The sequence below is a fragment of the Paraburkholderia sp. BR14312 genome (assembly GCF_040948675.1).
GTDB lineage: Bacteria > Pseudomonadota > Gammaproteobacteria > Burkholderiales > Burkholderiaceae > Paraburkholderia > Paraburkholderia nodosa_A.
This window is the reverse complement of the sequence record NZ_JBFPKI010000003.1, coordinates 452,955-478,692: the sequence shown is the minus strand read 5'-3', so window position 1 is coordinate 478,692 and position 25,738 is coordinate 452,955. Positions and strand designations below refer to the sequence as shown.

At 66.1% G+C, this 25,738-nt stretch carries 25 protein-coding genes; 14 read left to right on the top strand and 11 right to left on the bottom strand.

Features of this window, described 5'->3' with window-relative positions; translation table 11 throughout:
• Positions 1–95 precede the first annotated feature (95 nt).
• Positions 96–644 carry a peptide-methionine (S)-S-oxide reductase MsrA gene (gene msrA, locus AB3X98_RS11425; RefSeq protein ID WP_133182536.1) on the top strand — a complete coding sequence of 183 codons (549 nt, stop codon included), beginning with the start codon at positions 96–98 and terminating at the stop codon, positions 642–644.
• Between the two features lie 41 nt (positions 645–685).
• On the opposite strand, the gene AB3X98_RS11420 is transcribed toward msrA, so the two are convergent.
• The 3 genes from AB3X98_RS11420 to pdxH form a co-directional block, all read right to left on the bottom strand.
• On the bottom strand, positions 686–2,098 hold the full coding sequence (locus AB3X98_RS11420) for a DUF72 domain-containing protein (protein WP_368603961.1): 1,413 nt from the start codon (positions 2,096–2,098) through the stop codon (positions 686–688).
• Positions 2,099–2,218: 120 nt separating this feature from the next.
• Positions 2,219–3,433, bottom strand: a complete 1,215-nt coding sequence (locus AB3X98_RS11415; RefSeq protein WP_368603960.1) for a class I SAM-dependent methyltransferase — start codon at positions 3,431–3,433, stop codon at positions 2,219–2,221.
• Positions 3,434–3,616: 183 nt separating this feature from the next.
• A complete protein-coding gene (pdxH, locus tag AB3X98_RS11410; RefSeq protein ID WP_368603959.1) occupies positions 3,617–4,258 on the bottom strand; it encodes a pyridoxamine 5'-phosphate oxidase in 642 nt (213 codons plus the stop codon).
• A gap of 176 nt (positions 4,259–4,434) precedes the next feature.
• On the opposite strand from pdxH, the gene tcdA reads away from it, so the two are divergent.
• Positions 4,435–5,307 carry a tRNA cyclic N6-threonylcarbamoyladenosine(37) synthase TcdA gene (gene tcdA, locus AB3X98_RS11405; protein WP_368603958.1) on the top strand — a complete coding sequence of 291 codons (873 nt, stop codon included), beginning with the start codon at positions 4,435–4,437 and terminating at the stop codon, positions 5,305–5,307.
• Between the two features lie 90 nt (positions 5,308–5,397).
• Here the strand turns inward: tcdA and AB3X98_RS11400 are convergent, their stop codons facing one another.
• Positions 5,398–6,132, bottom strand: a complete 735-nt coding sequence (locus AB3X98_RS11400) for a Crp/Fnr family transcriptional regulator (RefSeq protein WP_069267766.1) — start codon at positions 6,130–6,132, stop codon at positions 5,398–5,400.
• A 743-nt stretch (positions 6,133–6,875) separates the two neighbouring features.
• Between AB3X98_RS11400 and AB3X98_RS11395 the strand changes: the two genes are divergently transcribed.
• Positions 6,876–8,414, top strand: a complete 1,539-nt coding sequence (locus AB3X98_RS11395; protein ID WP_368603957.1) for a mannose-1-phosphate guanylyltransferase/mannose-6-phosphate isomerase — start codon at positions 6,876–6,878, stop codon at positions 8,412–8,414.
• A 50-nt stretch (positions 8,415–8,464) separates the two neighbouring features.
• Here the strand turns inward: AB3X98_RS11395 and trxA are convergent, their stop codons facing one another.
• Complete coding sequence (gene trxA, locus AB3X98_RS11390; RefSeq protein WP_342947709.1) at positions 8,465–9,313, bottom strand: thioredoxin; 849 nt, start codon at positions 9,311–9,313, stop codon at positions 8,465–8,467.
• A gap of 91 nt (positions 9,314–9,404) precedes the next feature.
• A complete protein-coding gene (locus AB3X98_RS11385) occupies positions 9,405–10,286 on the bottom strand; it encodes a pirin family protein (RefSeq protein ID WP_368603956.1) in 882 nt (293 codons plus the stop codon).
• A 220-nt stretch (positions 10,287–10,506) separates the two neighbouring features.
• On the opposite strand from AB3X98_RS11385, the gene AB3X98_RS11380 reads away from it, so the two are divergent.
• The gene (locus AB3X98_RS11380; RefSeq protein ID WP_368603955.1) at positions 10,507–11,403 is read left to right on the top strand and encodes an EamA family transporter; all 897 of its coding nucleotides are present in this window, start codon (positions 10,507–10,509) and stop codon (positions 11,401–11,403) included.
• 84 nt (positions 11,404–11,487) lie between these two features.
• Here the strand turns inward: AB3X98_RS11380 and AB3X98_RS11375 are convergent, their stop codons facing one another.
• Together AB3X98_RS11375 and tsaE are read right to left on the bottom strand one after the other, a co-directional pair.
• Positions 11,488–13,035: an N-acetylmuramoyl-L-alanine amidase gene (locus tag AB3X98_RS11375; protein WP_368603954.1), complete on the bottom strand. Its 1,548-nt coding sequence runs from the start codon at positions 13,033–13,035 to the stop codon at positions 11,488–11,490.
• Positions 13,017–13,607, bottom strand: coding sequence for a tRNA (adenosine(37)-N6)-threonylcarbamoyltransferase complex ATPase subunit type 1 TsaE (gene tsaE, locus AB3X98_RS11370; protein ID WP_342947713.1), 591 nt, complete (start codon positions 13,605–13,607; stop codon positions 13,017–13,019). Before tsaE ends, AB3X98_RS11375 begins: the two co-directional genes overlap by 19 nt.
• Before the next feature lie 137 nt (positions 13,608–13,744).
• Here tsaE and queG point away from each other — a divergent pair, with 137 nt between their 5' ends.
• The 7 genes from queG (at position 13,745) to AB3X98_RS11335 (ending at position 18,844) form a co-directional block, all read left to right on the top strand.
• Positions 13,745–15,016, top strand: coding sequence for a tRNA epoxyqueuosine(34) reductase QueG (queG, locus tag AB3X98_RS11365; protein WP_368603977.1), 1,272 nt, complete (start codon positions 13,745–13,747; stop codon positions 15,014–15,016).
• 116 nt (positions 15,017–15,132) lie between these two features.
• Positions 15,133–15,618 (top strand): methylated-DNA--[protein]-cysteine S-methyltransferase, encoded by a 486-nt coding sequence (locus AB3X98_RS11360; protein ID WP_069267827.1) that lies wholly within the window; start codon positions 15,133–15,135, stop codon positions 15,616–15,618.
• Positions 15,619–15,628: 10 nt separating this feature from the next.
• On the top strand, positions 15,629–16,603 hold the full coding sequence (gene xerD, locus AB3X98_RS11355; RefSeq protein WP_069267826.1) for a site-specific tyrosine recombinase XerD: 975 nt from the start codon (positions 15,629–15,631) through the stop codon (positions 16,601–16,603).
• A 42-nt stretch (positions 16,604–16,645) separates the two neighbouring features.
• Entirely contained in the window at positions 16,646–17,137 is a 492-nt protein-coding gene (gene ybaK, locus AB3X98_RS11350) for a Cys-tRNA(Pro) deacylase (protein ID WP_342947716.1), read from the top strand.
• 200 nt (positions 17,138–17,337) lie between these two features.
• A complete protein-coding gene (gene plsY, locus AB3X98_RS11345; RefSeq protein WP_069267759.1) occupies positions 17,338–17,958 on the top strand; it encodes a glycerol-3-phosphate 1-O-acyltransferase PlsY in 621 nt (206 codons plus the stop codon).
• An 81-nt stretch (positions 17,959–18,039) separates the two neighbouring features.
• Complete coding sequence (locus tag AB3X98_RS11340) at positions 18,040–18,363, top strand: helix-turn-helix transcriptional regulator (RefSeq protein ID WP_069267758.1); 324 nt, start codon at positions 18,040–18,042, stop codon at positions 18,361–18,363.
• Positions 18,356–18,844: an SRPBCC family protein gene (locus AB3X98_RS11335; RefSeq protein WP_368603953.1), complete on the top strand. Its 489-nt coding sequence runs from the start codon at positions 18,356–18,358 to the stop codon at positions 18,842–18,844. The genes AB3X98_RS11340 and AB3X98_RS11335 overlap by 8 nt, the downstream gene beginning before the upstream one ends.
• Before the next feature lie 84 nt (positions 18,845–18,928).
• Here AB3X98_RS11335 and AB3X98_RS11330 read toward each other — a convergent pair whose 3' ends face one another.
• Positions 18,929–19,414: a YajQ family cyclic di-GMP-binding protein gene (locus AB3X98_RS11330; RefSeq protein ID WP_028209548.1), complete on the bottom strand. Its 486-nt coding sequence runs from the start codon at positions 19,412–19,414 to the stop codon at positions 18,929–18,931.
• 278 nt (positions 19,415–19,692) lie between these two features.
• On the opposite strand from AB3X98_RS11330, the gene murB reads away from it, so the two are divergent.
• On the top strand, positions 19,693–20,748 hold the full coding sequence (gene murB / locus AB3X98_RS11325) for a UDP-N-acetylmuramate dehydrogenase (RefSeq protein WP_069267825.1): 1,056 nt from the start codon (positions 19,693–19,695) through the stop codon (positions 20,746–20,748).
• Positions 20,749–20,790: 42 nt separating this feature from the next.
• Here murB and AB3X98_RS11320 read toward each other — a convergent pair whose 3' ends face one another.
• Positions 20,791–21,618: an EAL domain-containing protein gene (locus AB3X98_RS11320; RefSeq protein WP_069267756.1), complete on the bottom strand. Its 828-nt coding sequence runs from the start codon at positions 21,616–21,618 to the stop codon at positions 20,791–20,793.
• Between the two features lie 244 nt (positions 21,619–21,862).
• Here AB3X98_RS11320 and hmgA point away from each other — a divergent pair, with 244 nt between their 5' ends.
• Positions 21,863–23,212 (top strand): homogentisate 1,2-dioxygenase, encoded by a 1,350-nt coding sequence (gene hmgA, locus AB3X98_RS11315; protein WP_368603952.1) that lies wholly within the window; start codon positions 21,863–21,865, stop codon positions 23,210–23,212.
• Positions 23,209–24,522 (top strand): fumarylacetoacetase, encoded by a 1,314-nt coding sequence (fahA, locus tag AB3X98_RS11310; RefSeq protein WP_368603951.1) that lies wholly within the window; start codon positions 23,209–23,211, stop codon positions 24,520–24,522. The genes hmgA and fahA overlap by 4 nt, the downstream gene beginning before the upstream one ends.
• 31 nt (positions 24,523–24,553) lie before the next feature.
• Here the strand turns inward: fahA and AB3X98_RS11305 are convergent, their stop codons facing one another.
• Positions 24,554–25,699, bottom strand: a complete 1,146-nt coding sequence (locus AB3X98_RS11305; RefSeq protein ID WP_368603950.1) for an MFS transporter — start codon at positions 25,697–25,699, stop codon at positions 24,554–24,556.
• Positions 25,700–25,738 lie beyond the last annotated feature (39 nt).

The window sequence follows — 25,738 nt, the reverse complement described above, 5'->3', positions numbered from 1 at the left end:
AGCGGCGGATGGCGGGTCGCGCGAGGCACCGGGCAGTGGTGTCCGCAATGAGGTCCGCGATGGCGTCCGCAGTCACGATCTAAGGAGCGAATAGCATGAGTCAGACAGTCGAAACGGCCACCCTGGGCGGCGGATGCTTCTGGTGCCTGGAGGCGGTGTATCTGCGCGTGGAGGGTGTGAGCGCGGTGGAGTCGGGCTACGCCGGCGGTCACGTGGCGAACCCGAGCTACGAGCAGGTCTGCGACGGCGACACCGGCCACGCCGAGGTCGTGAAGGTGGACTTCGATCCGGCGAAGATCACGTATCGCGAGATTCTCGACATCTTCTTCGCGATTCACGATCCGACGCAGCTGAACCGCCAGGGCAACGACGTGGGCACGCAGTACCGCTCGGCGATCTTCACGCACTCGGAGGCGCAGCGCGAGACGGCCGAGCAGGCGATCCGTGAGCTGGCCGCTGAGGGCGTGTACGACGGCAAGATCGTCACTCAGGTGCTGCCGCTCGACGGCAACTATTTCCCCGCCGAGGCGTATCACCAGAACTACTTCGCGCAGCACCCGAACCAGGGCTATTGCTCGTTCGTGGTGGCGCCGAAGGTCGCGAAATTCCGCCAGAAGTTCGCGCACCGGCTCAAGGCTGAATAAGCTTCAAGTGGCGCGCGGCGGTTTCGTTGCCGTTGCGCGCCTCAGTCTTCCTTTTCTTCTTCTGTTTGCGCGCCGGGCGGCGTTTCGTCCGGCGTCGCATCACATGCGGCGTGCGGCGCCAATTCCCCGCGCAAGCGTTCCATCTCGTCCGCAATCGCCCGCGCGAGCTTCGCGCAGGTGAGCGGCGCCGATCCCTCCGCCTTGTTGTTCGTCGTGATCAGCACGGGCTGGCCGGCCATCGCGTAGCGCGCGGCCAGTTCCGCGAGCGTGACGCGCGTGTGCGGGTCTTCGTCCACCAGCTTGTCGAACGGCTCGTAGCGCGCCTTCGCCTGCTCGTACTTGAAGCCGCTGTGCAGGCTCCAGCGCACGATCAGCGGGCCGGCCGGCGTTTCGCCGTCCATCAGCGCGAGCGCGGCGGCCTGGCGCAACGGGTCCGGCATGCGGGCGTGCAGGCCTACGCAGTAGCGCACGCCCGCGGCGCGCAGCGTGCGCACGAAGCGCGGCGTGAGCAGGATGGCGTCGCGGATCTCGATGGCGTAGCAGGGACCGTCGCCGGCTGCGGCGGGATCGGTCGATCGGGGCAGCGGCGGCAGCGCGGCGAGGAAGGCGGTTAGCCGCTCGACGAACGCCGCTGGGTCGGCCAGCAGCTGATCGGGCAGCGGCGGGAACTGGAACACGAGCGCGCCGGCCTTGCCGCCGAGGCCCGCAAGGCAAGGCTCGACGAATTCGCGCGCGGCCAGTTCCGCGTTGAGAAAGCACGGGTTCGCGGAAACAGGCTCGCCACGCTCGCCGCGCACGCTGGCGTCGGTGACGAGCGCCGGCGCCTTCACGATGAAGCGGAAGTGGTCCGGCACCTGCTGCGCGTAGCGCAGGTAATCGGTGACGGTGAGCGGCGCATAGAACGAGCGGTCGATGCTCACCGAGCGCAGCAGCGGATGCGCGCCGTAGGCCGAGAGGCCGTCACGGGCAAGCTTCGACTGGCTGTAATCCTCTCCATAGACGATGCCGCGCCACCCCGGAAACGACCACGACGAGGTGCCAAGGCGCACGCTCGCAGGCAGCGCGGCGGCGACGTCGAGCGTGTCTTGCGTGGCTACGGCGGGCAGCACGCCGCGGCCGCGGCGTTTGGGAGCGTCGGGTATGGGCGTCGGCTTTTTCGGCCGTTGTTCGCGCGGCAGGCCATCTTCGCGCGCTTCGATTTCGCCGTCGTTCTCGCGCGTGGCGCGGGCAGGGCGCTGGGTAGCAGGCTTCGTCGCAGGCGCGCTCGCCGGCGCCGCGAAGCCGAACAAGTCAGGCTGCGGTTCGGCGGCGGCTTCGGCTTTCGGCGTGTTGCGGCGCGCAGCCGGGCGGACGGCCTGATGCGCGCCCGCCTGGGCCGCGTTGGGGCTGGGGTCGTTGGCCGACCCGCGTGTGCTGTCGCCAAACAGGTCGTGGCCTTCGTCGCGTTCGTTCATGCAGTGGCGTCGCGCTGTGGCGTCGTGATGGCGGTCGTTGGGGCGAAGCCGCCCGGACCGTGCGCAACTGCGGGAACAGTCGATATGCCGGCGGCGCGGCAAACCGCGCCGCCGCCTGCGTCAGAGCGGCTTCTCGTACATATACCGGCGCGACCACGGCAGCGTGCTCGCGCTGCGGCCGGCCTTGCGGCAGACGATCTGGAAGATCGACACGTCGTCGTGCTCGAACGCGTACGCGCAACCCGCCAGATAAACGCGCCAGATGCGGAACTTTTCGTCGTCGACGAGCTGTTTCGCTTCCTCGGCGCGCGCCTCGAAATTCTCCGCCCACAAATCGAGCGTGTGCGCATAGTGACGGCGCAGGCTTTCCACGTCAACCGCTTCGAGGCCGCCGTGCTGCGCCGCCTGGAGCGCAAGGCCGATGTGCGGCAGCTCGCCGTCGGGGAACACGTAGCGGTCGATGAACTCGCCGCCGCCCAGCGCCGTTTCGCCGGATTCGGCGTCCGACGAGGTGATGCCGTGGTTCATGGCGACGCCGTCGTCGGCGAGCAGGTCGTGGACCTTGCGGAAATAGCCCGGCAGATTCTTGCGCCCGACGTGCTCGAACATGCCCACGCTCGTGATGCGGTCGAATTCGCCCTGGATGTCGCGATAGTCCTGCAGGCGGATCTCGATACGGTCTTCGAGGCCGGCCGCCTTCACACGCGCCGTCGCGAGATCGAACTGGTTCTGCGAGAGCGTTACGCCCACGCAGCGCGCACCGAACTTCTGCGCCGCGCGCAGCACGAGCGCACCCCATCCGCAGCCGATGTCGAGCAGCGTGTGACCTTCCTGCACCTGGATCTTGGTGAGGATATGGTCGATTTTCTTGAGCTGGGCGGTGGCGAGGTCTTCGTCGCCGTTTTCGAAGTACGCGCACGAATAGACCATGTTCTCATCGAGCCAGAGCTGGTAGAACTCGTTCGAGACGTCGTAGTGGTACTGGATGGCCTGCTTGTCCGTGGACTTCGAGTGCGTGAAATAGCGGCGCACGCGTGCGAGCTTGCTGGCGCTGGTGACGGTGTTGCGCGCGAGCGAATAGCTGATGTTGATGATGTCGGCGAGCTTGCCTTCGATGTCGATCTTGCCCTTGACGTAGGCCTCGCCCAGGTTGTCGAGGCTCGGCGTGAGAAGAAGCGGCAGCGCCGACGCGCTATTGACCTTGAGCGTGACCCGAGGCGCGGCGAAGTGGCCGAAGTCGTATTGCTGGCCGCTCCAGAGCACGAGGCGGGCGGGCAAGTCGGCCTTGCTGCGCACTTCTTCTACCCACTGTGCGAGTTTTTTCTCCCAGAACATGCGTTTCTCTCCATGTCAGATGAACGATTGAAGCCCAACGACAAAAGCGAATTGCGATGCAGGTTTTTTGGCAACAGCGTTACGGCGACAGCGAAGTACTGAACGACATACAACGAAAGCGGTGAGACGAAAACGCGATGGGCGCGGCGTAAGTGCGGTAAGCGTGTCACGCCGCGCATGCGCTCAGGGCGCGAGACGCTCGATGCGCCAGGCCACATTCGCGCTCTCACGCGTGTAGCGGATACGGTCGTGCAGGCGCGACGGGCGGCCTTGCCAGAACTCGATGGCCTCCGGCACGAGCCGGTAACCGCCCCAGTGCGGCGGGCGCGGCGGCGTCTCGCCATACTGCGCGGCGACTTCGCGCTCGCGGGCTTCGAGCGTCTCGCGGTTCGCGATCACCGTGCTTTGCTCCGAGGCCCAGGCGCCAATGCGCGAGCCGAGCGGGCGCGAGTTGAAGTAGGCGTCGCTTTCCTCTGCGCTCGTGAGTTCGACCTTGCCCTCGATGCGGACCTGGCGCTCCAGCTCGACCCAGTGAAAGAGCAGCGCCGCATGCGGATTCGCGCTCAACTCGCGGCCCTTGCGGCTCTCGTAGTTCGTGAAGAATACGAAGCCGCGCTCGTCCACGCCCTTGATGAGCAGGATGCGCGCGGCGGGGCGGCCTTGTGCGTCGACCGTGGCGACCGTCATGGCGTTGGGCTCGGGCAGCTTCGCGTCGAGCGCCTGGGCGAACCAGGTCTGGAACTGGCGGATCGGATCGGGATCGACGTCGGCGGCGTCGAGCGAGCCGAGCGAGTAGGTCTTGCGGAGATCGGCGAGGGAGGTCATCTTTTAGGCAGACGCTTCAATGCGGACAAGTATATCGAAGAGACAGGAAGCAGGGGCCCGGCCAGGGGTGCGCGGCTGGGGCCTCCCGGCCTCATTCGGCGCGATCAGGCAAAATACGGGTCTTGCGAGGACCGCGACAGCAGCGTGCGACCGGTCCGCTTACGATTGCTACCGTCATGTCCAGTACCCCGATTTCCCCTGCCGCCGGCTCTGTCGATCTTACCCCGAGCCCCGCCGACGATGTTGCCGATCGCGCCCGCCGATTTGGCGGAATCGCGCGGCTTTATGGCGCACCCGCGCTCGAAGCGTTCGAGCGCGCCCACGTTGCCGTGATCGGCATTGGCGGCGTGGGCTCGTGGGCCGCCGAGGCGCTCGCGCGCAGCGCGATCGGCACGCTCACGCTGATCGACCTCGACAACGTGGCCGAGAGCAACACCAACCGCCAGATCCACGCGCTCGACGGCAACTACGGCAAGCCCAAGGTCGAGGCCATGGCCGAGCGCATCAAGCTCATCGACCCGGCCTGCGACGTGCGCCTCGTCGAGGATTTCGTCGAGCCGTCGAACTTCGATGCGTTGCTGGGCGGCGGCTTCGACTACGTGATCGACGCCATCGACAGCGTGCGCACCAAGACCGCGTTGATCGCCTGGTGCGTGGAGCATAGCGTGCCGCTCATTACGGTGGGCGGCGCGGGCGGGCAGCTCGACCCCACGCGGATTCGCATCGACGACCTCGCGCTCACGATCCAGGACCCGCTGCTCTCCAAGGTGCGCGGCCAGTTGCGCAAGCAGCACGGCTTTCCGCGGGGGCCGAAGGCGAAATTCAAGGTGAGCGCGGTGTATTCGGACGAGCCGCTCATCTATCCCGAGGCGGCTGTGTGCGATATCGACGCCGAGGCCGAGCACGTCACCACATCGCCGGGGCATCACGGTCCGGTGGGGCTGAACTGCGCGGGCTTCGGCTCGAGCGTGTGCGTGACGGCGAGTTTTGGTTTCGCGGCGGCTTCGTACGTGCTGCGAGCGTTGGCGCATCAAGCCAGCGGGCGTTGAAGGCGAGCGCCTGGAACGCAAGAAAGCGTGCCTTTTAGGCACGCTTTCGTATCGAGGTGGAAAGCGAACGAACCGCGCGCGTCGGCCGCCTTATTCGACCGCTTCCGCTTCGTGCAGGCGCGGCAGCAGACGATCGAACTCGCGGCGCACGAGACCGTAGCACTCGCATGCGCGCGCTTCGAGGCGCTTGCGATCGAGTACGCGGATCTTGCCGCGGCTGTGATGGATCAGACCTTCGTCATGCAGCTTGCCGGCTGCTTCCGTGACGCCTTCGCGGCGCACGCCGAGCATGTCGGCGATCAGTTGCTGCGTCACGCTCAGATCGTTGGAGTCGACGCGATCCACTTCGATCAGCAGCCACCGGCACAGCTGCTTGCTCAGCGAGTGGTGGCGGTTGCAGGCGGCCGTCTGTGCGACCTGCGTGAGCAGCGCGTGCATGTAAAGCAGCGTAACGCGACGCAGGAGGTCCGAGCGCGCAAACTGCTGCTTGAGCGCCTGTGCGCTGATGCGGTACGCGAAGCCCGAACTTTGCACCTGCACGCGGTTCGGCATCGTTTCGCCGCCGGTCAGCACAGGCACGCCGGTCATGCCTTCCCGGCCCACCGCTGCAATTTCGACGGAACTGCCGTCTTCCATTGTCGTGAGCATCGAGATGACGGCGGTCGTCGGAAAGTACACATGATGAATACGCTGGCCGCAATCGCAGAGCAGCTGTTCAGTGCGCAGTTGAACGAGTTCAAGATGCGGCGCCAACGCCTGCCACTCGTTTGACGGAAGTGCGCCAAGCAGATGATTGCCGTGCAAATCGGATTGAAGGGTCAACATGATCGGTCCTCGCGTAAAGCGGCGTGTGCCGCCTCCTGTTTTTTCTGCTTCCGGCTGCCGAATTTTTTGTTATCGCCGCTACCCGTTCGGCTATACGTTCGTTGCGCCGGCCCCATAAGCCCCGCTAGCGTTTTGCGATCTCGTTTGTCGGCATCTACGCCAGTGCGGTGAACTCTACTTAGCAGGGGTTGTGCCAGCAGCCGCGAAAGTGAGGACGCTTGCGGCCTGGCGTTGCGCCAGCTATTTCCAGGGCGACGCAAAGCCGCATTATTGTTTCAGTTCTGTACTGCGCCCGCGCGGCGCCGTTTGCGAAGTCGCTAGAGTTTGTTGTTGCCAACGCCTTGATTTATATAGCGACTTTCGCTCGTCAGACGGATGCGCGGAAATGAGTCCTCGCTGAAACATCGTCGGGCCATCGCCGCGAACGCGTTGTGCGCCTGCCTTTGTTGCGCTGCGGTGTTGATCCACTTCTGTTGGGGGGCTACCGACACTGTCGCAAAAACGTTCGGATGTGAAACATCACCTTGCGCGGCCATCGTCGCGCTTCGTGCGTTGCCGCACATAACGATGACTGCGCGATGACTGCGCGATGACCAGACCTGCGCCGCAAGGAAAAAATTCCTGGCGCACTTAGCGCTCAATGTGGCTGCGCGTACAGATTCGCGCGATACGTATTGTTCAAATGTCACCCGTACGCCAACCAATAACGAGACTCGGTGCATGACTTCGGGGGAGTGACACAAATGAACAACGATGTGACATCTGCCAGCCTGATAGCCGCGATCAGCGAAGGTGACGCTGAACTCGTCGTTCAGCCCGTCGTGCTGGCGGGCGGTTCCGGCACGCGGTTATGGCCGCTTTCGCGCGAACACTGTCCCAAGCAACTGATCGATCTGCTCGATGGCGAGTCGCTGCTCGAGGCGACTGTACGGCGCCTCGACGGCATGTTCCTGCACGCCGGCGCCCCGCTGCCTGAAGCGCACACAGCGGTTCGCAAAGCTGCGCCATTCGTCGTGAGCAGCGAGGACTTGCGCCATCTGACCGCTGACCGTCTGGGTCGCAGCGGCTTGGCCGCTCGCTTCGTGCTCGAACCGCTCGCGCGCAACACGGCGCCCGCGCTGACGGCGGTAGCGCTCGCCGCGAGCCGCGACGGCGACCCCGTGCTCGTTGCCATGCCCGCTGATCATCTGATCGCCGATAGCGCCGCGTTTGCTGCCGCGCTCGAAGAAGCCGTGGCACACGCGGCGCGCGGCGCCATCGTCACACTTGGCGTGCCGCCGCAGCGCGCCGAAACGGGCTATGGCTACATCGGCGCGGGTTTGCCGCTCGGCAGCAGCGGCGCGCGCAGCATCGAGCATTTTGTCGAGAAGCCGGACGCCGAGCGCGCTGCAAACTATGTTGCTTCGGGGAACTATCTTTGGAACAGTGGGATTTTCGTTGTGCGCGCATCGGTCTGGCTCTCGGCGATCGCGCACAGCCGGCCGCTCATCGCGGCGCAGTGCGCGGCGGCCTTCGAAAATGCCTCCGTCGACGCTGACGGCACCGTCCACTTGAACCGCGATGCACTCGCCGCCTGTCCGTCCGATTCGATCGACTACGCGGTGATGGAGTCGGTCGGCGTGAACGCGCGGCTCGCGGGCGTGGTCGTACCGCTTCGTTCGGGCTGGTCGGACGTCGGCGCGTGGGATGCCCTGTGGCAAGTCTCGGAGAAGGACGAGAAGGGCAACGTCGCGCGCGGGCGCGTGCTGTTCGAGGATGCGACGGATACCTTCGTGCATTCGGACGGGCGACTCGTTGCCTGCGTGGGCGTGCGGGGCATGGTGGTGGTCGAGACGGCGGACGCCGTGCTCGTCGTCGCGAAGGACCGCGTTCAGGACGTCAAGGCGGTGGTCACGCGGCTCAAGGCGCAACGCAGTGAGGTGGCGCGGCAGCACCGGCGCGTGGAGCGCCCGTGGGGCTGGTACGACTCGGTCGATCAGGGCGAGCGCTTTCAGGTCAAGCGCATCGTTGTCAAGCCGGGCGGCCGGCTTTCGTTGCAGATGCATCACCACCGCGCGGAGCACTGGACCGTGGTGCGCGGCACAGCGCGCGTGACGCGTGGCGAGGAGGTGCTCCTGCTTTCCGAAAACGAATCGACCTATATCCCGCTTGGCATGACGCACCGGCTCGAGAATCCGGGCAAGACCGCGCTCGAGATCATCGAGGTGCAGTCGGGCTGTTATCTCGGTGAGGACGACATCGTGCGCTTCGACGACCAGTACGGTCGGGTTCAGCAGGCGTAGCCGACTGAACGCAGGGCGAGGACGCCCGCGGCGTCCTCGGCCGCTCGATATCAGTTCAGCGTTGCACTGAGCCTGCGCCGCCACTCGCTCACGAGCTGCGGCTGATGCGCCGCGAGATCGAACACGGAAAGCATGGTCTTGCGGCCCACGTCGTCGCGGAAGGCGCGGTCGCGCTTGACGATCTCCAGCAGATGCTCGAGCGCCCCCGCGTACTTGCGCCGCGCGATCAGCGCGTTCGCCAGATCGAAGCGCGCTTCGAGGTCGCCGGGGTTGGCGGCGACCTGGGCTTCGAGCGCATCGGTGGGCGGCAGGTCGGCGGCGGCGTCGAGCGCGTCGAGGCGCGTCTTGAGCGCGTTAAAGCGCGCGTCGATGCCCTGCGTGGTCTTGGGCGAGAGCAGCTCGACTTCCTTTTGTGCGTCGTCGGCGCGGTTGTCGGCGAGCAGCATCTCGATCAGGTCCATGCGCACTTCGTCGTTGCCTGGATCGAACGCGAGCGCGGCCTGTAGCGCTTCATAGGCTTCGTCGCGGCGGCCCTCGGCCAGCGCTTCCTGCGCGGCGCGGCGCGCAGCGTCGGCGCCGTCGGGGATCAGCCCGTCGAGGAACTGGCGCAACTGGCCTTCGGGCAGCACGCCCACGAACTGATCGACCGCCTGACGGTCCGCGAACGCCACGACGTGCGGAATGCTGCGCACGCCGAAGTGCGCGGCGAGTTCCTGATTCTCGTCGACGTTCACCTTCACGAGCTTCCATTTGCCCGCGTACTCGGCCTCGAGCTTTTCGAGCATCGGGCCGAGGCTCTTGCAAGGGCCGCACCAGGGCGCCCAGAAGTCGACCAGCACCGGCGCTAGCGCCGACGCTTCGATCACGTCTTTTTCGAAAGTGGCGAGAGTGGTGTCCATTGCGTCCTCGTTGAGATAACCGTTATGTCGCTAGTTGGGGACGAAACGCCCTGGTTTCAATCATCCTCCGAAAGCGGCGAGCCGTTAGCCTTTAGCGCGGCTTCTTTTCCGGCAGCGGAATCCATTCCGTTTCGCCGGGAACATGCCCCATTTCCTGGCGCGTCCAGGCCTCCTTCGCGGCTTCGATCTTTTCGCGCGAGCTTGCCACGAAGTTCCATTCGATGAAGCGCTCGCCTTCGAGCTTTTCCCCGCCGAGCAGCATCACGCGTGCCCCGTTCGCGCTCGAGAGGGTGGCGGTTTCGCCCGGCACCAGCACGGCCATGGTGTGCTGTTCGAGCGGGGTGCCGTCGATCGCGAGGTCGCCTTCCACGAGATAGACGCCGCGCTCTTCGTGCTCGGCGTCGAGCGCGAATGCGCTGCCCGGCGCGAAATCTGCGGCGACGTAGAGCGTGCCGGAAAAGGTCTCGACCGGCGAGGTCGCGCCGAACGCCGTGCCCGCGATCACGCGCATCGTGACGCCGTTGCGCTCGATTTCGGGCAGCGTGGCGGCGGTGTGATGGAAGAACGACGGTTCGGTGTCTTCATGATCGAGCGGCAGCGCCACCCAGGTCTGGATGCCGTGCATGGTGAGGCCGGTGGCGCGGTCCTCGTCGGGCGTGCGCTCGGAGTGGACGATGCCGCGCCCGGCCGTCATCCAGTTCACGTCGCCGGGCACGATCTTCTGGCTGGACCCGATGCTGTCCCGATGCATCAGCGCGCCGTCGAAGAGATACGTGACCGTTGCGAGCCCGATATGCGGGTGCGGGCGCACATCCACGCCCGAGCCTGGCGCGAGCGTGGCGGGGCCCATGTGGTCGAAGAAGATGAACGGGCCGACGAGGCGAGCGGCGAGCGCGGGCAGCACGCGCCGCACATAGAGATTGCCGATGTCGCGTTGATGGGGCTTGAGAACCGCTTTGATCGATGAGGACATGATGCTTCCTGGATGAGTCGTACGGCGCGGGTTATCGTCGAAGTCGGCGCGCGGGCACGCCGCGCGCGAGGCTGGCGCTCATTCTAACGCCGGCTTTCCCGGCGTGCTGCCAAGGCAACGGCCCGGCGCTGGCGGCACGGCGCGGGGCGTCACGAAGTGGCGCGAGGCGGTAAGATCGCCGCTTCGAAGAACAGGCATGACGCAAAAAAGGGGGAAAGGGATGTCGCCGAAGGACTTGTTGCTCGCGCTGGTGGTGGTGCTCGCGTGGGGCGTGAATTTCGTCGTGATCAAGGTGGGGCTGCACGGCGTGCCGCCGCTCCTGCTCGGCGCGCTGCGATTCATGCTGGCGGCTTTTCCCGCGGTGCTGTTCGTGAAGCGCCCGCAATTGCCGCTGCGCTGGCTGCTGGCCTACGGCGCGACCATCTCGCTCGGCCAGTTCGCGTTCCTCTTCACGGCAATGTACGTGGGCATGCCCGCGGGCCTCGCTTCGGTCGTGCTGCAGGCGCAGGCGTTCTTCACGCTCGGTTTTGCGGCGGTGTTTCTGCGTGAGCGCTTTCACGCGCAGAACGTCATCGGCTTGTCGATCGCGGCAGGCGGGCTCGCACTGATCGGCTTGCAGTCGATGGGCGGTGGCGCTCAGGGGATGACCATCGCCGGCTTCGTGCTCACGCTGTGTGCGGCCTGCATGTGGGCGCTCGGCAATATCGTCACGAAGAAGGTGGGCAAGGTGGATCTCGTCGGCCTCGTGGTGTGGGCGAGCCTCGTGCCGCCGCTGCCGTTTCTCGTGCTCTCGTACTGGATGGAAGGCCCGCAGCGCATCGTCGCCGCGCTCTCGGGCATCGGCATGACGTCGGTGGGCGCGATCTTTTATCTCGCGTTCGTGGCGACGCTCATCGGCTATAGCCTCTGGAGCCGCCTGCTCTCGAAGTATCCCGCCAGCCAGGTGGCGCCGTTCTCGCTGCTCGTGCCGATTGTCGGCCTCGCCTCGGCGTCGCTGCTGCTCGGCGAGCAGTTGACCGCGGCCGAGATCGGCGGCGCCGTGCTCGTGATGGGCGGCCTCGCCGTCAACGTGTTCGGGGGCTGGGTCAAGCAGCGCCTCGGGGCCGTGCGCTCGTAACCATCCTGCTCCGAATGAAAAACGCCGCGCGAGCCCGAAGGCTTGCGCGGCGCTGCTGAAGCCGCCAGATGCCTCACGCGGCGCTCAGGTCATACGGCTCTTCGCAAGCGGCGGATTGGCCGCGAAATAGCGCCTGATGCCCTTGAGAATCGCGTTCGCCATCTTGTCGCGATAGGCGTCGTCGTTGAGCCTGGTCTCTTCTTCGGGATTGCTGATGAAAGCCGTTTCCACGAGGATCGACGGAATGTCGGGTGCCTTGAGCACCGCGAAGCCCGCCTGCTCGACCGAGCCTTTGTGCAGCTTGTTGATCTCGCCGACCTCGTTGAGCACGAAGCCGCCGTAACGCAGCGAGTCGCGGATCTGCGCCGTCGTGGACATGTCGAAGAGCGCACGGTTCACCGCGGCGTCGGCCGTCTGCACGCTGATGCCGCCGATCTGGTCCGACGAGTTCTCCTTGTTCGCCATCCAGCGCGCCGCGGCGCTCGTCGCGCCGTGCTCCGACAGCGCGAACACTGACGAGCCGCGTGCCTCCGGCGTGGTGAACGCATCGGCGTGGATCGAGACGAACAGGTCCGCGCCCACGCGGCGCGCCTTCTGCACGCGCACGTTCAGCGGCACGAAGAAGTCGGCGTCGCGCGTCATCATCGCGCGCATGTTGGGCTGGGCGTCGATCTTCGCGCGCAGCTTCTTCGCGATGTCGAGCGCGACGTGCTTCTCGTAGGTGCCCGCGCTGCCGATCGCACCCGGGTCCTCGCCGCCGTGGCCCGGATCGATCGCGACCGTCAACAGGCGCGTGGTGCCGCCCCTGGTGGACTTCGGCGCGGTGAAGCCGTAGTTGTCGTCGGCGCTGGCATTGTCGTCGTCGCTGTTGCGCTGGGCGACGACGGGCGGCTTCGGCGCAGCAGGCTTCGGCGCACGCGGCGCAACCACGGGGGGCGCGGAACGCGGCGTGCTCGGCGCGGCGCCCGCGTCGTTCTGCGCGTAACGCTCGAAGAATGCGTCGCTGTTGTCGTGCGCGGGCGGCGTGTTAGGACCCGCGAGCGTGGGCGGCGTGGAAGGCGGCGCGCTGTCCTTCATCGCTTCGTGCGCGTCGAGCTGCTGCTGCTTGCGCTCGGTTTGCGCGAGCAGGTCCATGAGCGGGTCGGGCGCGACCGCCGGATAAAGGTCGAACACGAGCCGGTACTTGTACGAGCCGATAGGGGCAAGCGTGAACACCTGGGGCTTCACACCGCCCTTGAGGTCGAACACCATGCGCACCACGTGCGGCTGGTACTGGCCCACGCGCACGGCCTGGATCTGCGGATCGTTCGGCGTGATCTTGGAGACGAGGTTCTTGAGCGCGTCGTCGAGATCGAGTCCGGTGAGATCGACGACGAGACGATCGGGGCCCTGCAGCAACTGCTGCGTGTTCTGCAGCGGCTGGTCCGATTCGATCGTGACGCGGGTGTAGTCGCGCGCGGGCCACACCCGCACGCCGACGACCGACGTGGCCCACGCGAGGCGCGGCACGGCAAGACCGAGCACGAGCGTGGAGGCGCCCGCCTTCAGAATCTGCCGGCGACGCCAGTTGTGCGTGGCGGTGGCGGCCGATTCGATCGAGCGGAACGGTTTGATTAACATCTTTCTAGACATGCCTTTCCTGATGCGCTGTATGCGTATGCGGTGAGCACGCGGCCTTCGCCGCTTGCATCCGGCTCCAGCGAGAACACGAGATCGGGTATGCCAAGCAGGCCGCCCGCGCGTTGCGGCCATTCGACGAGGCACACCGCATCTTGCGCGAAATATTCGCGAAAGCCCGAGTCGGCCCATTCGGCCGGATCGCTGAAACGGTACAGATCGAAGTGATAAAGCTGGAGTTCCCCACAGGGCGTTGTAACCGTGTACGGTTCGACGAGCGTGTAGGTGGGGCTGCGCACGCGGCCCGTGTGGCCGAGCGCGCGCAACGTGGCGCGCACGAGCGAGGTCTTGCCCGCGCCGAGGTCGCCGTGCAGCTGCACGTGCAGACCGTGAAAGGGCGGTGCGTCGCGATTTTGCGCGCTCGTTTGTGCAACTTTTGCGCGCAGCGAATCGAGCGCGTGCGCAAAGCGTGCGCCGAAGGCGTCGGTGGCGTCGGCGTCTGCGAGATCGAAACGGCGCTCGAGGAGAACGGCGGCGGATGGATCAAGCGAAAGCGGCGCGTGGTCGTGACCGGGGCTGTCGGGCATTCTCGTAAAATGGCGTGATGAACCCCAAGCATTCCCCTTCCAACTCCGCGCAGGATGCGCGCGCGTCTTCGGAGGCGTTCGACCCAACGTCCGTTCAGGCGCCGCGAGATTCGACTGCGCCTGCTGCCGGGCAGGCCATGCCGCTCGATGAGGCGGCGCTCGCCGCACTCGCGGCGCGCATCCGGACGTGGGGGCGCGAGCTGGGGTTCGGTGCGATCGGTATTAGTGACACCGACCTTTCCCATGCCGAGGCGGGCCTCGCCGCGTGGCTCGAAGCAGGCTGCCACGGCGAGATGGATTATATGGCCAAACATGGGATGAAACGCGCGCGGCCCGCCGAGCTTGTGGCCGGCACGCGACGCGTGATTACCGCACGCATGGCCTATTTGCCCATCGATACGCTCGCGCCGAATGCAGCGGGAAAGACGCACGAAAGTGCTTCGCAAGGCGGCTCGGATCGCAGCGGGAGCGCTGGTGCTGCGGTTGGCAACGAAGTTGGCACGGACGTTGCCCACGAGAGCATTCACGCCGACTGGCGTCTGCGCGAGCACGCGCGTCTCGCCGACCCGCACGCCGCCGTCGTGTCGATTTACGCGCGCGGCCGCGACTATCATAAAGTGCTGCGCGCGCGGCTGCAGCAGCTTGCCGAGCGCATCGAGGCCGAGATCGGCCAGTTCGGTTTTCGCGTGTTCACCGACTCCGCGCCGGTGCTCGAAGTCGAGCTTGCGCAGAAGGCGGGCGTGGGCTGGCGCGGCAAGCACACGCTGCTCCTGCAGCGCGATGCGGGCTCGCTCTTCTTTCTCGGCGAGATCTACGTGGACGTGCCGCTGCCTGCCGACGCCGACGCCGACGCCGACGACCCGGCCAGGGCCGCGCCCGAAACACCTGGCGCGCATTGCGGCAGCTGCACGCGCTGCATCGACGCGTGCCCGACGGGCGCGATCACCGGCCCGTATCGCGTGGATGCGCGCCGCTGCATCTCCTATCTCACGATCGAATTGAAGGGCAGTATTCCCCTGGAACTGCGCGAGCTGATCGGCAATCGTGTGTATGGCTGCGACGACTGCCAGCTCGTGTGCCCATGGAACAAGTTCGCGAAGGCCGCGCCCGTGGCCGATTTCGACGTGCGCCACGGGCTCGATCGCGCGAGTCTCGTCGAGCTGTTCGGCTGGAGCGCGGCGCAGTTCGACGAGCGCATGCAGGGCAGCGCGATACGGCGCATCGGCTACGAAAGCTGGTCGCGCAATATCGCGGTGGCGATGGGCAATGCGCTGCGCGCCACGCATGAAGGCGCGGATAGCGCCCGCGACGCCGCGCGCGCTGCGATCGTGCAGGCGTTGCGCGGGCGCGAGCATGACGAGTCGGCGCTCGTGCGCGAGCATGTGCTCTGGGCGCTCGAAGCGGCTTGATGCGGATGAAAACGGCAGAGGCTGGCATGGACCTGAAACTGAACGACGGCGCGCTGGAAATCGCGCGCACAACGCGGCACCATGGCGTGCAACGTTCGCGCACGAAGGAGACGACGATGTTCAACGCAGTGATCGACGCGCCATTCGGCAAGGTCGGCATCCGCACCGTCGGGCAAGCGCTGCGCGAGATCGTCTATCTGCCGGGACAGACGGCGAGCGTCGAGCCCGATTGTGAGCTTGCTTCGCGCGCGGCCGTTCAGATCGAGCAGTATTTCGAGGACGCCGACGCCGGCTTCGACCTGCCGCTCGCACCGCTCGGCACCGAGTTCCAGCGGCGCGTGTGGGACGGCATCTGCGCAATCGAAGCGGGCGAAGTCTTGACCTACGGCGAACTCGCGAAGCGCATTGGCGGCGTGAGCCCGCGCGCCGTGGGCCAGGCGTGCGGCGACAATCCCTTTCCGCTCGTGATTCCGTGTCATCGCGTGGTGTCGGCGAGCGGTCTCGGCGGCTTCGCGCATCACGGCGGCGAAGGCTTCTTTCGCGACGTGAAGCGCTGGCTGCTCGCCCACGAATGCACATCGAACCGATTTCAACTGCGCTGACACGATGACGATGACGACGAATCCGCCGCCGCTTGACTCAAGCGATGCCGCCGACGAAGTGGAGCAGGCGCTCGGCCCCGCCGCCGCCGAAGCGCTGGCATCGAGCCTCACCGCCATCGACACGTTCTGCGACGCCATGTGGCTCGAGCACGGCCTCTCGCGCAACACGCTCGACGCCTACCGGCGCGATTTGCGCCTCTTCGCGCAATGGCTCGCGAGCGAGCGCTCCAATTCGCTCGATACGACCCACGAAGACGATTTGCTTGCCTACAGCGCGCGTCGCAAGGACGATAAATCCACTTCGGCGAACCGGCGCCTTTCGGTGTTTCGCCGCTACTACGGCTGGGCGCTGCGCGAGCAGCGCGTGCATACGGACCCGACCGTGCGCATCCGCTCGGCAAAGCAGGCGCCGCGTTTTCCGTCGACGTTGAGCGAGGCGCAAGTCGAGGCACTGCTGGGCGCGCCCGATGTCGAGACGCCGCTCGGCCTGCGCGATCGCACGATGCTGGAGCTGATGTACGCGAGCGGCCTGCGCGTGACCGAACTCGTCACGCTCAAGACCGTCGAGGTGGGCCTGAACGAAGGCGTCGTGCGGGTGCTCGGCAAGGGCTCGAAAGAGCGGCTCATTCCGTTTGGCGAGGAGGCGCATGCGTGGATCGAGCGCTACCTGCGCGAGTCGCGGCCGGCGCTGCTCGGCGCACGCACGGCCGACGCGCTGTTCGTGACCGCGCGCGCCGAAGGCATGACACGCCAGCAGTTCTGGCACATCATCAAGCGCCACGCGGCGGCGGCCGGCGTGCACGCGCCGCTCTCGCCGCATACGATGCGCCACGCGTTCGCCACGCACCTGCTCAATCACGGCGCGGACCTACGGGTCGTGCAGCTTCTGCTCGGCCATAGCGACATTTCCACCACGCAGATCTATACGCACGTGGCCCGCGAGCGGCTGCGTCTGTTGCACGAGAAGCATCATCCGCGCGGGTGACGTTGAAGCGATCGTTGCAGACCGTGCGATTACAATGCGCCGATGAGCAAAACGAAACACGTGTCCGAAACGCCCGCCACACAAATGCTGCGCCGCGCGGGCGTCGCGTTCGGCGAGCATCCCTACGAGTATGTCGAGCATGGCGGCACGGAAGAGTCCGCGCGCCAGCTCGGTGTGGACGAGCATCGCGTCGTCAAGACGCTGGTGATGGAGGACGAGCACGCGAAGCCGCTCATCGTCCTGATGCATGGCGACCGCAAGGTGTCGACGAAGAATCTCGCGCGGCAGATCGGCGCGAAGCGTATCGAGCCCTGCAAGCCCGACGTCGCGAACCGTCATTCGGGGTACCTCGTGGGCGGCACGTCGCCCTTCGGCACCAAGAAAGCCATGCCTGTGTATGTCGAGTCGACCATACTCGAACTCGACGAGATCTGGCTCAATGGGGGCCGTCGCGGCTATCTCGTGAGCCTTGCCCCGGCGGTGCTCACGACGCTCCTGAACGCGAAGCCGGTGCAGTGCGCAAGCGTCGAATAGCGCACGGCGAACGGTGACTCGACGCTTCCGCTGGTTCCCGTTGCTTCCCTGATTTACCCTGGTTCGTGCGTGCTTATGCCGCCTGCGCGGGCAGGGCGCGCCCGCGCTTCGGTAGAATGAGCGCCGTCGCGCGTTGCCGGGCGGCGATGACCATCGCTTGCTCCCGGCGCGCATCGTTCCACTTCCTCCGGGTTTCGTGCATGTACAACCTGTTCGTCGCCGTTCTCGCCTATCTGATCGGCTCGGTTTCGTTCGCCGTGATCGTGAGCGCCTTCATGGGCCTCGACGATCCGCGCTCCTACGGCTCCGGCAATCCCGGCGCGACCAACGTGCTGCGCAGCGGCAACAAGAAGGCCGCGATCCTCACGCTGATCGGCGATGCGTTCAAGGGCTGGCTGGCCGTCTGGCTCGTCGCGCACTTCGGCCCGCGTTACGGTCTGGGCGACGCCGCCGTCGCGCTCGCCGCGATCGCCGTGTTCCTCGGCCACCTGTATCCAGTGTTCTTCCGCTTCAAGGGCGGCAAGGGCGTCGCCACCGCGGCCGGCGTCCTGCTCGCCGTGAATCCGATTCTCGGTGTCGCCACGCTCGCCACCTGGCTCATCGTCGCGTTCTTCACGCGCTACTCGTCGCTCGCGGCGCTGGCGGCTGCCGTGTTCGCGCCGCTCTACTACGTGTTCATGTTCGGCCCGCGCATCGTCGCGCTCGCCATCCTCGCCATGAGCGTGCTGCTGTTCTGGCGGCATCGCGCGAACATCTCCAAGCTCATCGCGGGCAAGGAAAGCCGCATCGGCGAGAAGAAGGCGGCCGGCGCCGGCAAGTAGGCCGGGTGCGACGGGAGAAGACGGCGCTGCGGCGCCGTTTTTTCACCTTGACATGCAACCATGCGGTTGCATAATCAATGCATGAACGACGACGCCGTATTCCGCGCGCTGGCGGACGCGAGCCGCCGTCAACTGCTTGACCGCCTCCACGCAAAAAACGGCCAGACGTTGACCGATTTATGCGAAGGGCTGGCCATCTCGCGTCAGGCCGTTACGAAGCATCTCACGGTGCTGGAAGAGGCGAACCTCGTCGCGACGCAGCGGCATGGGCGCGAGAAGCGGCATTTCATCAATCCGGTCCCCATCGGCGAGATTGCCGCACGCTGGATCGGCAAGTTCGAGCACGAGCGCGTGGGTGCGCTCGTCGACCTCAAGCGATCACTCGAAGGAGGCAGCCATGAGTAGCGACAAGCACACGCAAGGCAGTGCAGCCGGCGACTCGACGTTCGTCTACGTCACGTTCATCCGCACCACGCCGGAAGCGTTGTGGACGGCGCTCACGAGCCGCCAGTTCACCGAGCGCTACTGGTTCGGCATGCATCACGAATGCGACTGGCAAACGGGCTCGCCCTGGTCGCTGCGCTTCGCCGACGGCCGCATTGCCGACTCGGGCGCGGTGGTCGAAGCCGATCCCCCGCGCCGGCTCGTGCTGCGCTGGCGCAACATGTTCCTGGCCGAACTCCATGCCGAGGGCGATTCGCTTTGCACGATCGACATCGAACCCGTGGAGCACGCGGTCAAACTCACGATTACGCACCACATGGCGCGGCCGGGATCGATCTTCATCGAGAAGGTGTCGGGCGGCTGGCCGCGCATCCTCTCGAATCTCAAGACACTGCTGGAAACCGGCGAGGTGCTCATGCCGCTCGTGGTGACGGCGGACTGAGCGCGAGAAAGCGAGCGCGCGCGGCGACGTGTGAAACGAAACGGGGCGGCCCGAGCCGCCCCGCAATACGCTGGACTTGCTGCGTTAATCGCGGAAGTTGTTGAAGTCGAGCGGCGTGTCGGTCACGTCCTTGCGCAGCATGGCGATCACGCTTTGCAGGTCGTCGCGCTTGGCGCCCGTCACGCGCACCGCGTCGCCCTGGATGCTCGCCTGGACCTTGATCTTGCTGTCCTTCACGAGCCTCACGATCTTCTTCGCGAGGTCGCCCGACACACCCTTCTTCACGGTAATGACCTGCTTGACCTTGTCGCCGCCGATCTTCTCGATCTTGCCGTAGTCGAGGAAGCGTACGTCCACATTGCGCTTGGCCATTTTCGACACGAGCACGTCCTTCACCTGGCCGAGCTTGAAGTCGTCGTCGGCGAACGCGGTCAGCTCGCGCTCCTTTTGCTCGACGCGCGAATCCGAGCCCTTGAAGTCGAAGCGTGTGGAGATCTCCTTGTTGGACTGCTCCACGGCGTTCTTTACTTCGATCATGTTGGCTTCGCTGACGACGTCAAACGATGGCATTGCTTTCTCCAAAAAGTACGAGGTGCGCAAACGGCGGTGCAAAAACCATGCAAGCCAAATGCCCGCGGGTCGCAGCTGTATTCCGCAGCCCACAGACGCATTTTCAGGCAGCGGTTCGCGCACTCGCTATAATCACGGACCGACGCCATTCTACCGGCGCCGTTGCGTTTGCCCAAGGCGGCTTGCCGCCGCCCGGAGGCGAGTCAGCAGTGCGCAGGTGCCTCCCGGCGGCCTTTCCGGCCATTTTTCGTCTGCTGTCCGTGTTCCGTTCTTTCTCGATGCCCGTCGTCCAAACGCCCGTTACAACGTCACCTGTGTGGTTCGCCGCCGGCTTTGCGCTGCGCGCGCACAACACATTTGGCTTCGACGTGCGTGCGCGCTACGCGTGCCGCGTCGAAAGCGAGGCCGACCTTGCTGCCGCAGTGCGCGACCCGCGCGCCCAAGGCTTGCGTACGCTCGTGCTGGGTGGCGGCAGCAACGTCGTGCTCACGCGCGACTTCGATGGTCTCGTGCTGCTCATGGCGCTGACCGGCAAGCGCGTGGCCTACGAAGACGGCCACGCCTGGTACGTGGAAGCGGCTGCGGGCGAGAACTGGCACGATTTTGTGTCCTGGACGCTCGAAGCGGGCATGCCGGGCCTCGAGAATCTGGCGCTGATTCCGGGCACGGTGGGCGCGGCGCCCATTCAGAACATCGGCGCCTACGGGCTCGAGATGGCCGAGCGCTGCGTGTCGGTGCGGGCCATCGAAATGGCGACCGGCAAAGCCGTGGAGTTCGACGCGGGCGCCTGCCGCTTTGGCTATCGCGACAGCTTCTTCAAGCGCGAAGGGCGCGATCGTTTCGTCATCACCTCGGTCACGTTCCGCCTGCCGAAGGTGTGGCAGGCCAACGCGGGCTATGCGGATCTCGCGCGCGAGCTGGCCCAGCACAACGCCGGCGAGGCGCCGCATGCGCGTGCCGTGTTCAACGCTGTGGTCGCGGTGCGGCGCGCGAAGCTGCCTGACCCGCTCGAACTCGGCAATGCGGGTAGTTTCTTCAAGAACCCCGTGATCGAAGCGCAGCAGTTCGATACGCTCGTCGTGCGCGAGCCGCAGATCGTTTCGTACCACCAGGCCGACGGGCGCGTGAAGCTCGCGGCCGGCTGGATGATCGACCGGTGCGGCTGGAAGGGCCGTGCGCTGCGGGCCGCGGCGGTGCACGAGCGTCAGGCGCTCGTGCTCGTCAATCGCGGCGGTGCGACCGGCGCGGACATTCTCGAACTCGCAGAGGCGATCCAGCGCGACGTGCTCGCGCGCTTCGGCGTGGAGCTGGAGCAGGAACCCGTCAGCCTCTAAGGCCGCACAGGCGCCGCCCGGCGCCTTGCCTGCCTCACATCGTCAAATCACCTTGTCCTGCGCCGCGAACACGGGCCCCTGCACGAAGCGCACGTCGTACTGCTGCAACTGCTCGAACTGCGCCGCATCGGTCACGCGGTTGAAAATCAGCGGAATGCGCAGCCGCGCCGCATAGCTCACGAGCGGCTTGACCATCGAATCGCGCAGCGCGGACGCCGCATCCATCTTCACGAAGTCGGGCCGAGGCACGTCCGACACCGAAAGAATCTGCCCGGCATTGGGCAGATTGCCCGCCACCTTGAACCCGTACCGCTGATAGCTCTTCGTGAGATAGCCGAGGAACGTGCGGTGCGCGACCGCCGCCGGCGGCAGCTCGATCACGATGCGTCCGGGGTTCAGCCCGAACGACACCAGCACGTTCGAGAAATGCCTTCCATGGTCGTACTTCACGCTCTTCAAGAGGCGCTCGTGCACGCGCAGGAAGAGCAGCCCGTGCTGCTGGCCACCCAGAAAATTGATGGCGTGCAGCGCGCGCACCATGCGGTCGACCGCGACGAGGTCAGGATCGTCGAGCGTGTCGCTGAATGCGTCGCAGGGCGCGAGCTGGCCGTCCTGTTCGCGCAGCGTGACCGCCTGATAGCCGAGTTCGTCGCCAAAGCGCGAGGCCATCGCGAGATCGGCGGTGAGCGACTGCGCCCCGCTGTGCACGCTGATGTCGTAAATCGGCTCGTAGGCGCTCAATAGCTCCACGCCGCGCCGCCGCGCCACGGCCTCTTTAGCGTGCGCGCCAGTGCCCATCGCCAGATGCTCGCCGAGAAACGGATGGTCGGCGGCGCGGGCAACGAGCTCGGGAATGGTGGGAGCAATCATGTGATGTAGCGGGAAGCGGATGAGAAGTGCGAGCCCACACGGGGTCGCATGACCCGATGGTAGCAGCCCTCAGCCGCCCCGGATGGACTGTTTGGTCATAACGTTATCGACCATTCGCCCACATTCTGGAGGCCACCGACTGTCCGTCAGGGTATACGCCTAATTTCACTAATCGTAATTGGTTTTACCATCCGTAAATCGCGTGACGTCATGTCACGGCTCGAGAACGTGGAGAGACCAAGCAATGAACGCACCTTTGCGTGACCCAACCGAAGTCCAGCACGGCTATATGAGCGGCTTCGCGAACGAATTCGCGACCGAGGCGCTGGCGGGCGCGCTGCCCGAAGGCCAGAACTCGCCGCAGCGCTGCGCCTATGGCCTGTACGCCGAGCAGCTCTCGGGCACCGCGTTCACCGCGCCGCGCTCGCACAACCGCCGCACGTGGTTCTACCGGATCCGTCCGGGCGCCGTGCATCGGCCGTTTGCGCCGGTCGCCTCGCGCCTCGATGTGAATGGCGCGCCGCGCCTCGTCGCCGATTTCGGCGACGTGCCGCCCACGCCGCCCAACCAGCTGCGCTGGGACGCGCTGCCCATGCCCACGGAGCCGACCGATTTCATCGACGGCTGGGTGACGATGTCGGGCAACGGCTCCGCGGCCTCGATGAGCGGCTGCGCGATCCACCTGTACGCGGCGAACCGGCCGATGGTCGACCGCTTCTTCTACAACACCGACGGCGAGCTGCTGATCGTCCCGCAGCAAGGGCGGCTTGCCATCCGCACGGAGATGGGCCGGCTCGATGTCGAGCCCTTCGAGATCGTCGTGATCCCGCGCGGCGTGCGCTTCACGGTGGATCTGCCCGACGGCGAAGCGCGCGGCTATATCTGCGAGAACTTCGGGGCGCTCTTGCGTCTGCCGGATCTCGGCGTGATCGGCTCGAATGGCCTCGCGAATCCGCGCGACTTCCTCACGCCCGTCGCCGCCTATGAAGACCGCGAAGGCGAGTTCGAGCTCGTCACGAAGCTGGGCGGCCAGCTCTGGCGCGCCGACATCGGCCACTCCCCGCTCGACGTGGTGGCATGGCACGGCAACTACGCGCCCTACAAGTACGACCTGCGCCGCTTCAACACGATCGGCTCGATCAGCTACGACCACCCCGATCCTTCGATCTTCCTCGTGCTGCACGCGCCCACGGACACGCCGGGGGTCGACTCGATCGACTTCGTGATCTTCCCGCCGCGCTGGCTCGCGGCCGAGAATACGTTCCGACCGCCCTGGTATCACCGCAACGTGGCGAGCGAGTTCATGGGCCTCGTGCACGGCGTGTACGACGCCAAGGCCGAAGGCTTCGTGCCGGGCGGCGCGAGCCTGCACAACTGCATGTCGGGCCATGGCCCGGATGCCGAGACCTTCGAAAAAGCCTCGAACTCCGACACGACCAAACCGCACAAGGTCGGCGACACGATGGCCTTCATGTTCGAGACCCGCACGCTGATCCGTCCGACGCGCTACGCGCTCGAAACGAGCCAGCTGCAGGCGCATTACTACGAGTGCTGGCAAGGCCTCACGAAACACTTCAATCCGGAGCAGCAATGAACAGCACCATGACGGACGAACTCAAGGCGACGCTCGACGCGAAGCGCAAGAGCTGGGTCGAGAGCGCGAACGACGCCCAGTGCGATTTCCCGATCCAGAACCTGCCGTTCGGCGTGTTCAGCGATACCGGCAACGCAACGGCGCGCGTGGGCGTCGCGATCGGCGACCTCGTGGCCGACCTTGCGGTGCTGCACGAAGCCGGGCTGCTGCGTCTGCCCGCGAATGCGCAGCAAGACGTCTTTGCGCGTGCCGCGCTGAACGACTTCATCGCGCTTGGCCGCGAGACGTGGCGCAGCGTGCGCGTGCAGCTTTCTTCGCTGCTCGCGCGCGAAACGGCCACGCTGCGCGACGACGCGGCGTTGCGCCAGCGCGCCTTCGTGAAGCTCGCCGACGCGAAACTGCATCTGCCGGTGCAGATTCCGGGCTACACCGACTTCTACTCGTCGAAGGAACACGCGACGAACGTCGGCTCGATGTTTCGTGATCCGAAGAATGCGCTGCTGCCGAACTGGTCCGAGATGCCGATCGGCTACAACGGCCGCGCGTCGTCGGTGGTGGTGAGCGGCACGCCGGTGCGCCGCCCGAGGGGCCAGTTGAAGCTGCCCGATCAGGATCGCCCGGTGTTCGGCGCATGCCGCAAGCTCGATATCGAGCTGGAAACCGGCTTCATCGTCGGGCGCGGCAATGCGCTCGGCGAGCCGATCGCGTGCGAAGACGCCGAGAACCACATCTTCGGCATGGTGCTGCTCAACGACTGGAGCGCGCGCGACATCCAGCAATGGGAATACGTGCCGCTCGGGCCGTTCAATTCGAAAGGATTTGCTACGACGATTTCGCCGTGGGTCGTCACGCTCGACGCGCTGGAGCCGTTCCGCGTCGCGCAGCCGGTGCAGGAACCGCAGCCGCTCGAATACCTGCGTCACGAGGGCGACCACGCGTTCGACATTGCGCTCGAAGTGCGGATGCAGCCCGAAGGCGCGGCCGAGGCGACGACCATCGCGCGCACGAATTTCCGCCACATGTACTGGTCGATGGCGCAGCAGCTCGCGCATCACACCGTGGCGGGGTGCAACACGCGCGTGGGCGACCTGATGGGTTCGGGCACGATCTCGGGCCCGACGCCGGACTCGTTCGGCAGCCTGCTCGAGCTCACCTGGAACGCGAAGAATCCGCTCGAACTGAAGGGCGGCGGCACGCGCGGCTTCATCGAAGACGGCGACGAACTCACGCTCGCGGGCTGGTGCCAGGGCGATGGCTATCGCTTGGGGTTGGGTGCCTGCGTCGGCAAGATTTTGCCTGCGGTGAAGTGATTTTTTTGGGGCTGCGTGTGGCGTTGGCCGCTTATGCACGCACCCCCGCCAGCCCGCGCGACCGCTCCCACCGCAGCGCGCCGAGAAACACCAATGCCCCCGCAAACAGCACCCACAGCATAGCGTCTTGGCCCGCGTGCTCCATCAGCGCGCCGGTGACGATCGGGCCGGCGAAGCTCGCCGCGCTCACAAGCGCACTCGCCGAAACGAGCGCGACGCCCGCGAAACGCTCGCCGCAGGCCACGATAGCGAGCGTATAAATGGAGCCCGCCGCCGCGCCCAGCACGAAGAGGAGCGGCCAGCGCAGCCAGGGCGTATCGACGACGAAGGGCAACAGCGGCAGCAGCACCGCGACGATCACGCCCATGAGCGCATGCACGCGCTCGCGGCCGAGCCGGTCGGCGAGCCAGCCGATGGGAAATTGCATGGTCGTGTCGCCGAGCAGCACGACTGAGGCGAACAGCACGGCCACTTCGGTGTCGATGCCGTGACCCATCGCGAAGAGCGGCAACAGCGACAGCGCGAGCGTGTCGAATAGCGCGAAAAAACTGGTGGCGACGATGAGCGCGGGCATCTTCGGCATCACGTGACGCCAGCTCCCGTGCGGCTCGTGCATGTCGGTCTGCTGCGGATTCGAACGGATCGCCGCGAGCATTGGCAGCGCGATGAGAAAGATTGCGCCGCAGATCGCGAAGCGCCACGCGGTATAGCCCGCGATCTGGCTCACTAGCACCGGGCCCGACATCTGGAACAGCGTGAACGTGGTCGCGTAGATGCCCACCACGCGGCCGCGGTTCGAGTCGTCGGCGAGTTCGTTGACCCAGGCTTCGCCGATCGTGAAGAGCAACATGAGCGCCGCGCCGCAGAGCATGCGCAGGAGCGCCCAGAGCCACAGATTGGCGCTGGTCTGCATCAATGCGGTCGCGACGGCCACGGTCAGCACCGAGCCGACGATCACCTGGCGCGAGCCGAAGCGTGTCGAGATCCATGCCGTGAACGGCACGACGGCAAGGCCCCCCAGCGCCTGGGCGGCAGTGAGCAGGCCGACGATGGCGGTGCCATAGCCGGCGTCGGTGAGGGCGAGGGCGGTGAGCGGAAGCGTCGCGCCGGAGCCGAGACCGACCACGGCCACGCTCAGGATCAGCGCGAGAAAGTCGCGGGTGAGGACGGTTTTCATCGGGCGAGATGCTACTACGTGCGCATGAAAATCGCGGCG

Coding starts and splice junctions, on each gene's coding strand:
- msrA (WP_133182536.1), top strand. CDS start 96: ATGAGTCAGACAGTCGAAACGGCCACCCTGGGCGGCGGATGCTTCTGG.
- AB3X98_RS11420 (WP_368603961.1), bottom strand. CDS start 2,098: ATGAACGAACGCGACGAAGGCCACGACCTGTTTGGCGACAGCACACGC.
- AB3X98_RS11415 (WP_368603960.1), bottom strand. CDS start 3,433: ATGTTCTGGGAGAAAAAACTCGCACAGTGGGTAGAAGAAGTGCGCAGC.
- pdxH (WP_368603959.1), bottom strand. CDS start 4,258: ATGACCTCCCTCGCCGATCTCCGCAAGACCTACTCGCTCGGCTCGCTC.
- tcdA (WP_368603958.1), top strand. CDS start 4,435: ATGTCCAGTACCCCGATTTCCCCTGCCGCCGGCTCTGTCGATCTTACC.
- AB3X98_RS11400 (WP_069267766.1), bottom strand. CDS start 6,132: ATGTTGACCCTTCAATCCGATTTGCACGGCAATCATCTGCTTGGCGCA.
- AB3X98_RS11395 (WP_368603957.1), top strand. CDS start 6,876: ATGAACAACGATGTGACATCTGCCAGCCTGATAGCCGCGATCAGCGAA.
- trxA (WP_342947709.1), bottom strand. CDS start 9,313: ATGGACACCACTCTCGCCACTTTCGAAAAAGACGTGATCGAAGCGTCG.
- AB3X98_RS11385 (WP_368603956.1), bottom strand. CDS start 10,286: ATGTCCTCATCGATCAAAGCGGTTCTCAAGCCCCATCAACGCGACATC.
- AB3X98_RS11380 (WP_368603955.1), top strand. CDS start 10,507: ATGTCGCCGAAGGACTTGTTGCTCGCGCTGGTGGTGGTGCTCGCGTGG.
- AB3X98_RS11375 (WP_368603954.1), bottom strand. CDS start 13,035: ATGTCTAGAAAGATGTTAATCAAACCGTTCCGCTCGATCGAATCGGCC.
- tsaE (WP_342947713.1), bottom strand. CDS start 13,607: ATGCCCGACAGCCCCGGTCACGACCACGCGCCGCTTTCGCTTGATCCA.
- queG (WP_368603977.1), top strand. CDS start 13,745: ATGCCGCTCGATGAGGCGGCGCTCGCCGCACTCGCGGCGCGCATCCGG.
- AB3X98_RS11360 (WP_069267827.1), top strand. CDS start 15,133: ATGTTCAACGCAGTGATCGACGCGCCATTCGGCAAGGTCGGCATCCGC.
- xerD (WP_069267826.1), top strand. CDS start 15,629: ATGACGACGAATCCGCCGCCGCTTGACTCAAGCGATGCCGCCGACGAA.
- ybaK (WP_342947716.1), top strand. CDS start 16,646: ATGAGCAAAACGAAACACGTGTCCGAAACGCCCGCCACACAAATGCTG.
- plsY (WP_069267759.1), top strand. CDS start 17,338: ATGTACAACCTGTTCGTCGCCGTTCTCGCCTATCTGATCGGCTCGGTT.
- AB3X98_RS11340 (WP_069267758.1), top strand. CDS start 18,040: ATGAACGACGACGCCGTATTCCGCGCGCTGGCGGACGCGAGCCGCCGT.
- AB3X98_RS11335 (WP_368603953.1), top strand. CDS start 18,356: ATGAGTAGCGACAAGCACACGCAAGGCAGTGCAGCCGGCGACTCGACG.
- AB3X98_RS11330 (WP_028209548.1), bottom strand. CDS start 19,414: ATGCCATCGTTTGACGTCGTCAGCGAAGCCAACATGATCGAAGTAAAG.
- murB (WP_069267825.1), top strand. CDS start 19,693: ATGCCCGTCGTCCAAACGCCCGTTACAACGTCACCTGTGTGGTTCGCC.
- AB3X98_RS11320 (WP_069267756.1), bottom strand. CDS start 21,618: ATGATTGCTCCCACCATTCCCGAGCTCGTTGCCCGCGCCGCCGACCAT.
- hmgA (WP_368603952.1), top strand. CDS start 21,863: ATGAACGCACCTTTGCGTGACCCAACCGAAGTCCAGCACGGCTATATG.
- fahA (WP_368603951.1), top strand. CDS start 23,209: ATGAACAGCACCATGACGGACGAACTCAAGGCGACGCTCGACGCGAAG.
- AB3X98_RS11305 (WP_368603950.1), bottom strand. CDS start 25,699: ATGAAAACCGTCCTCACCCGCGACTTTCTCGCGCTGATCCTGAGCGTG.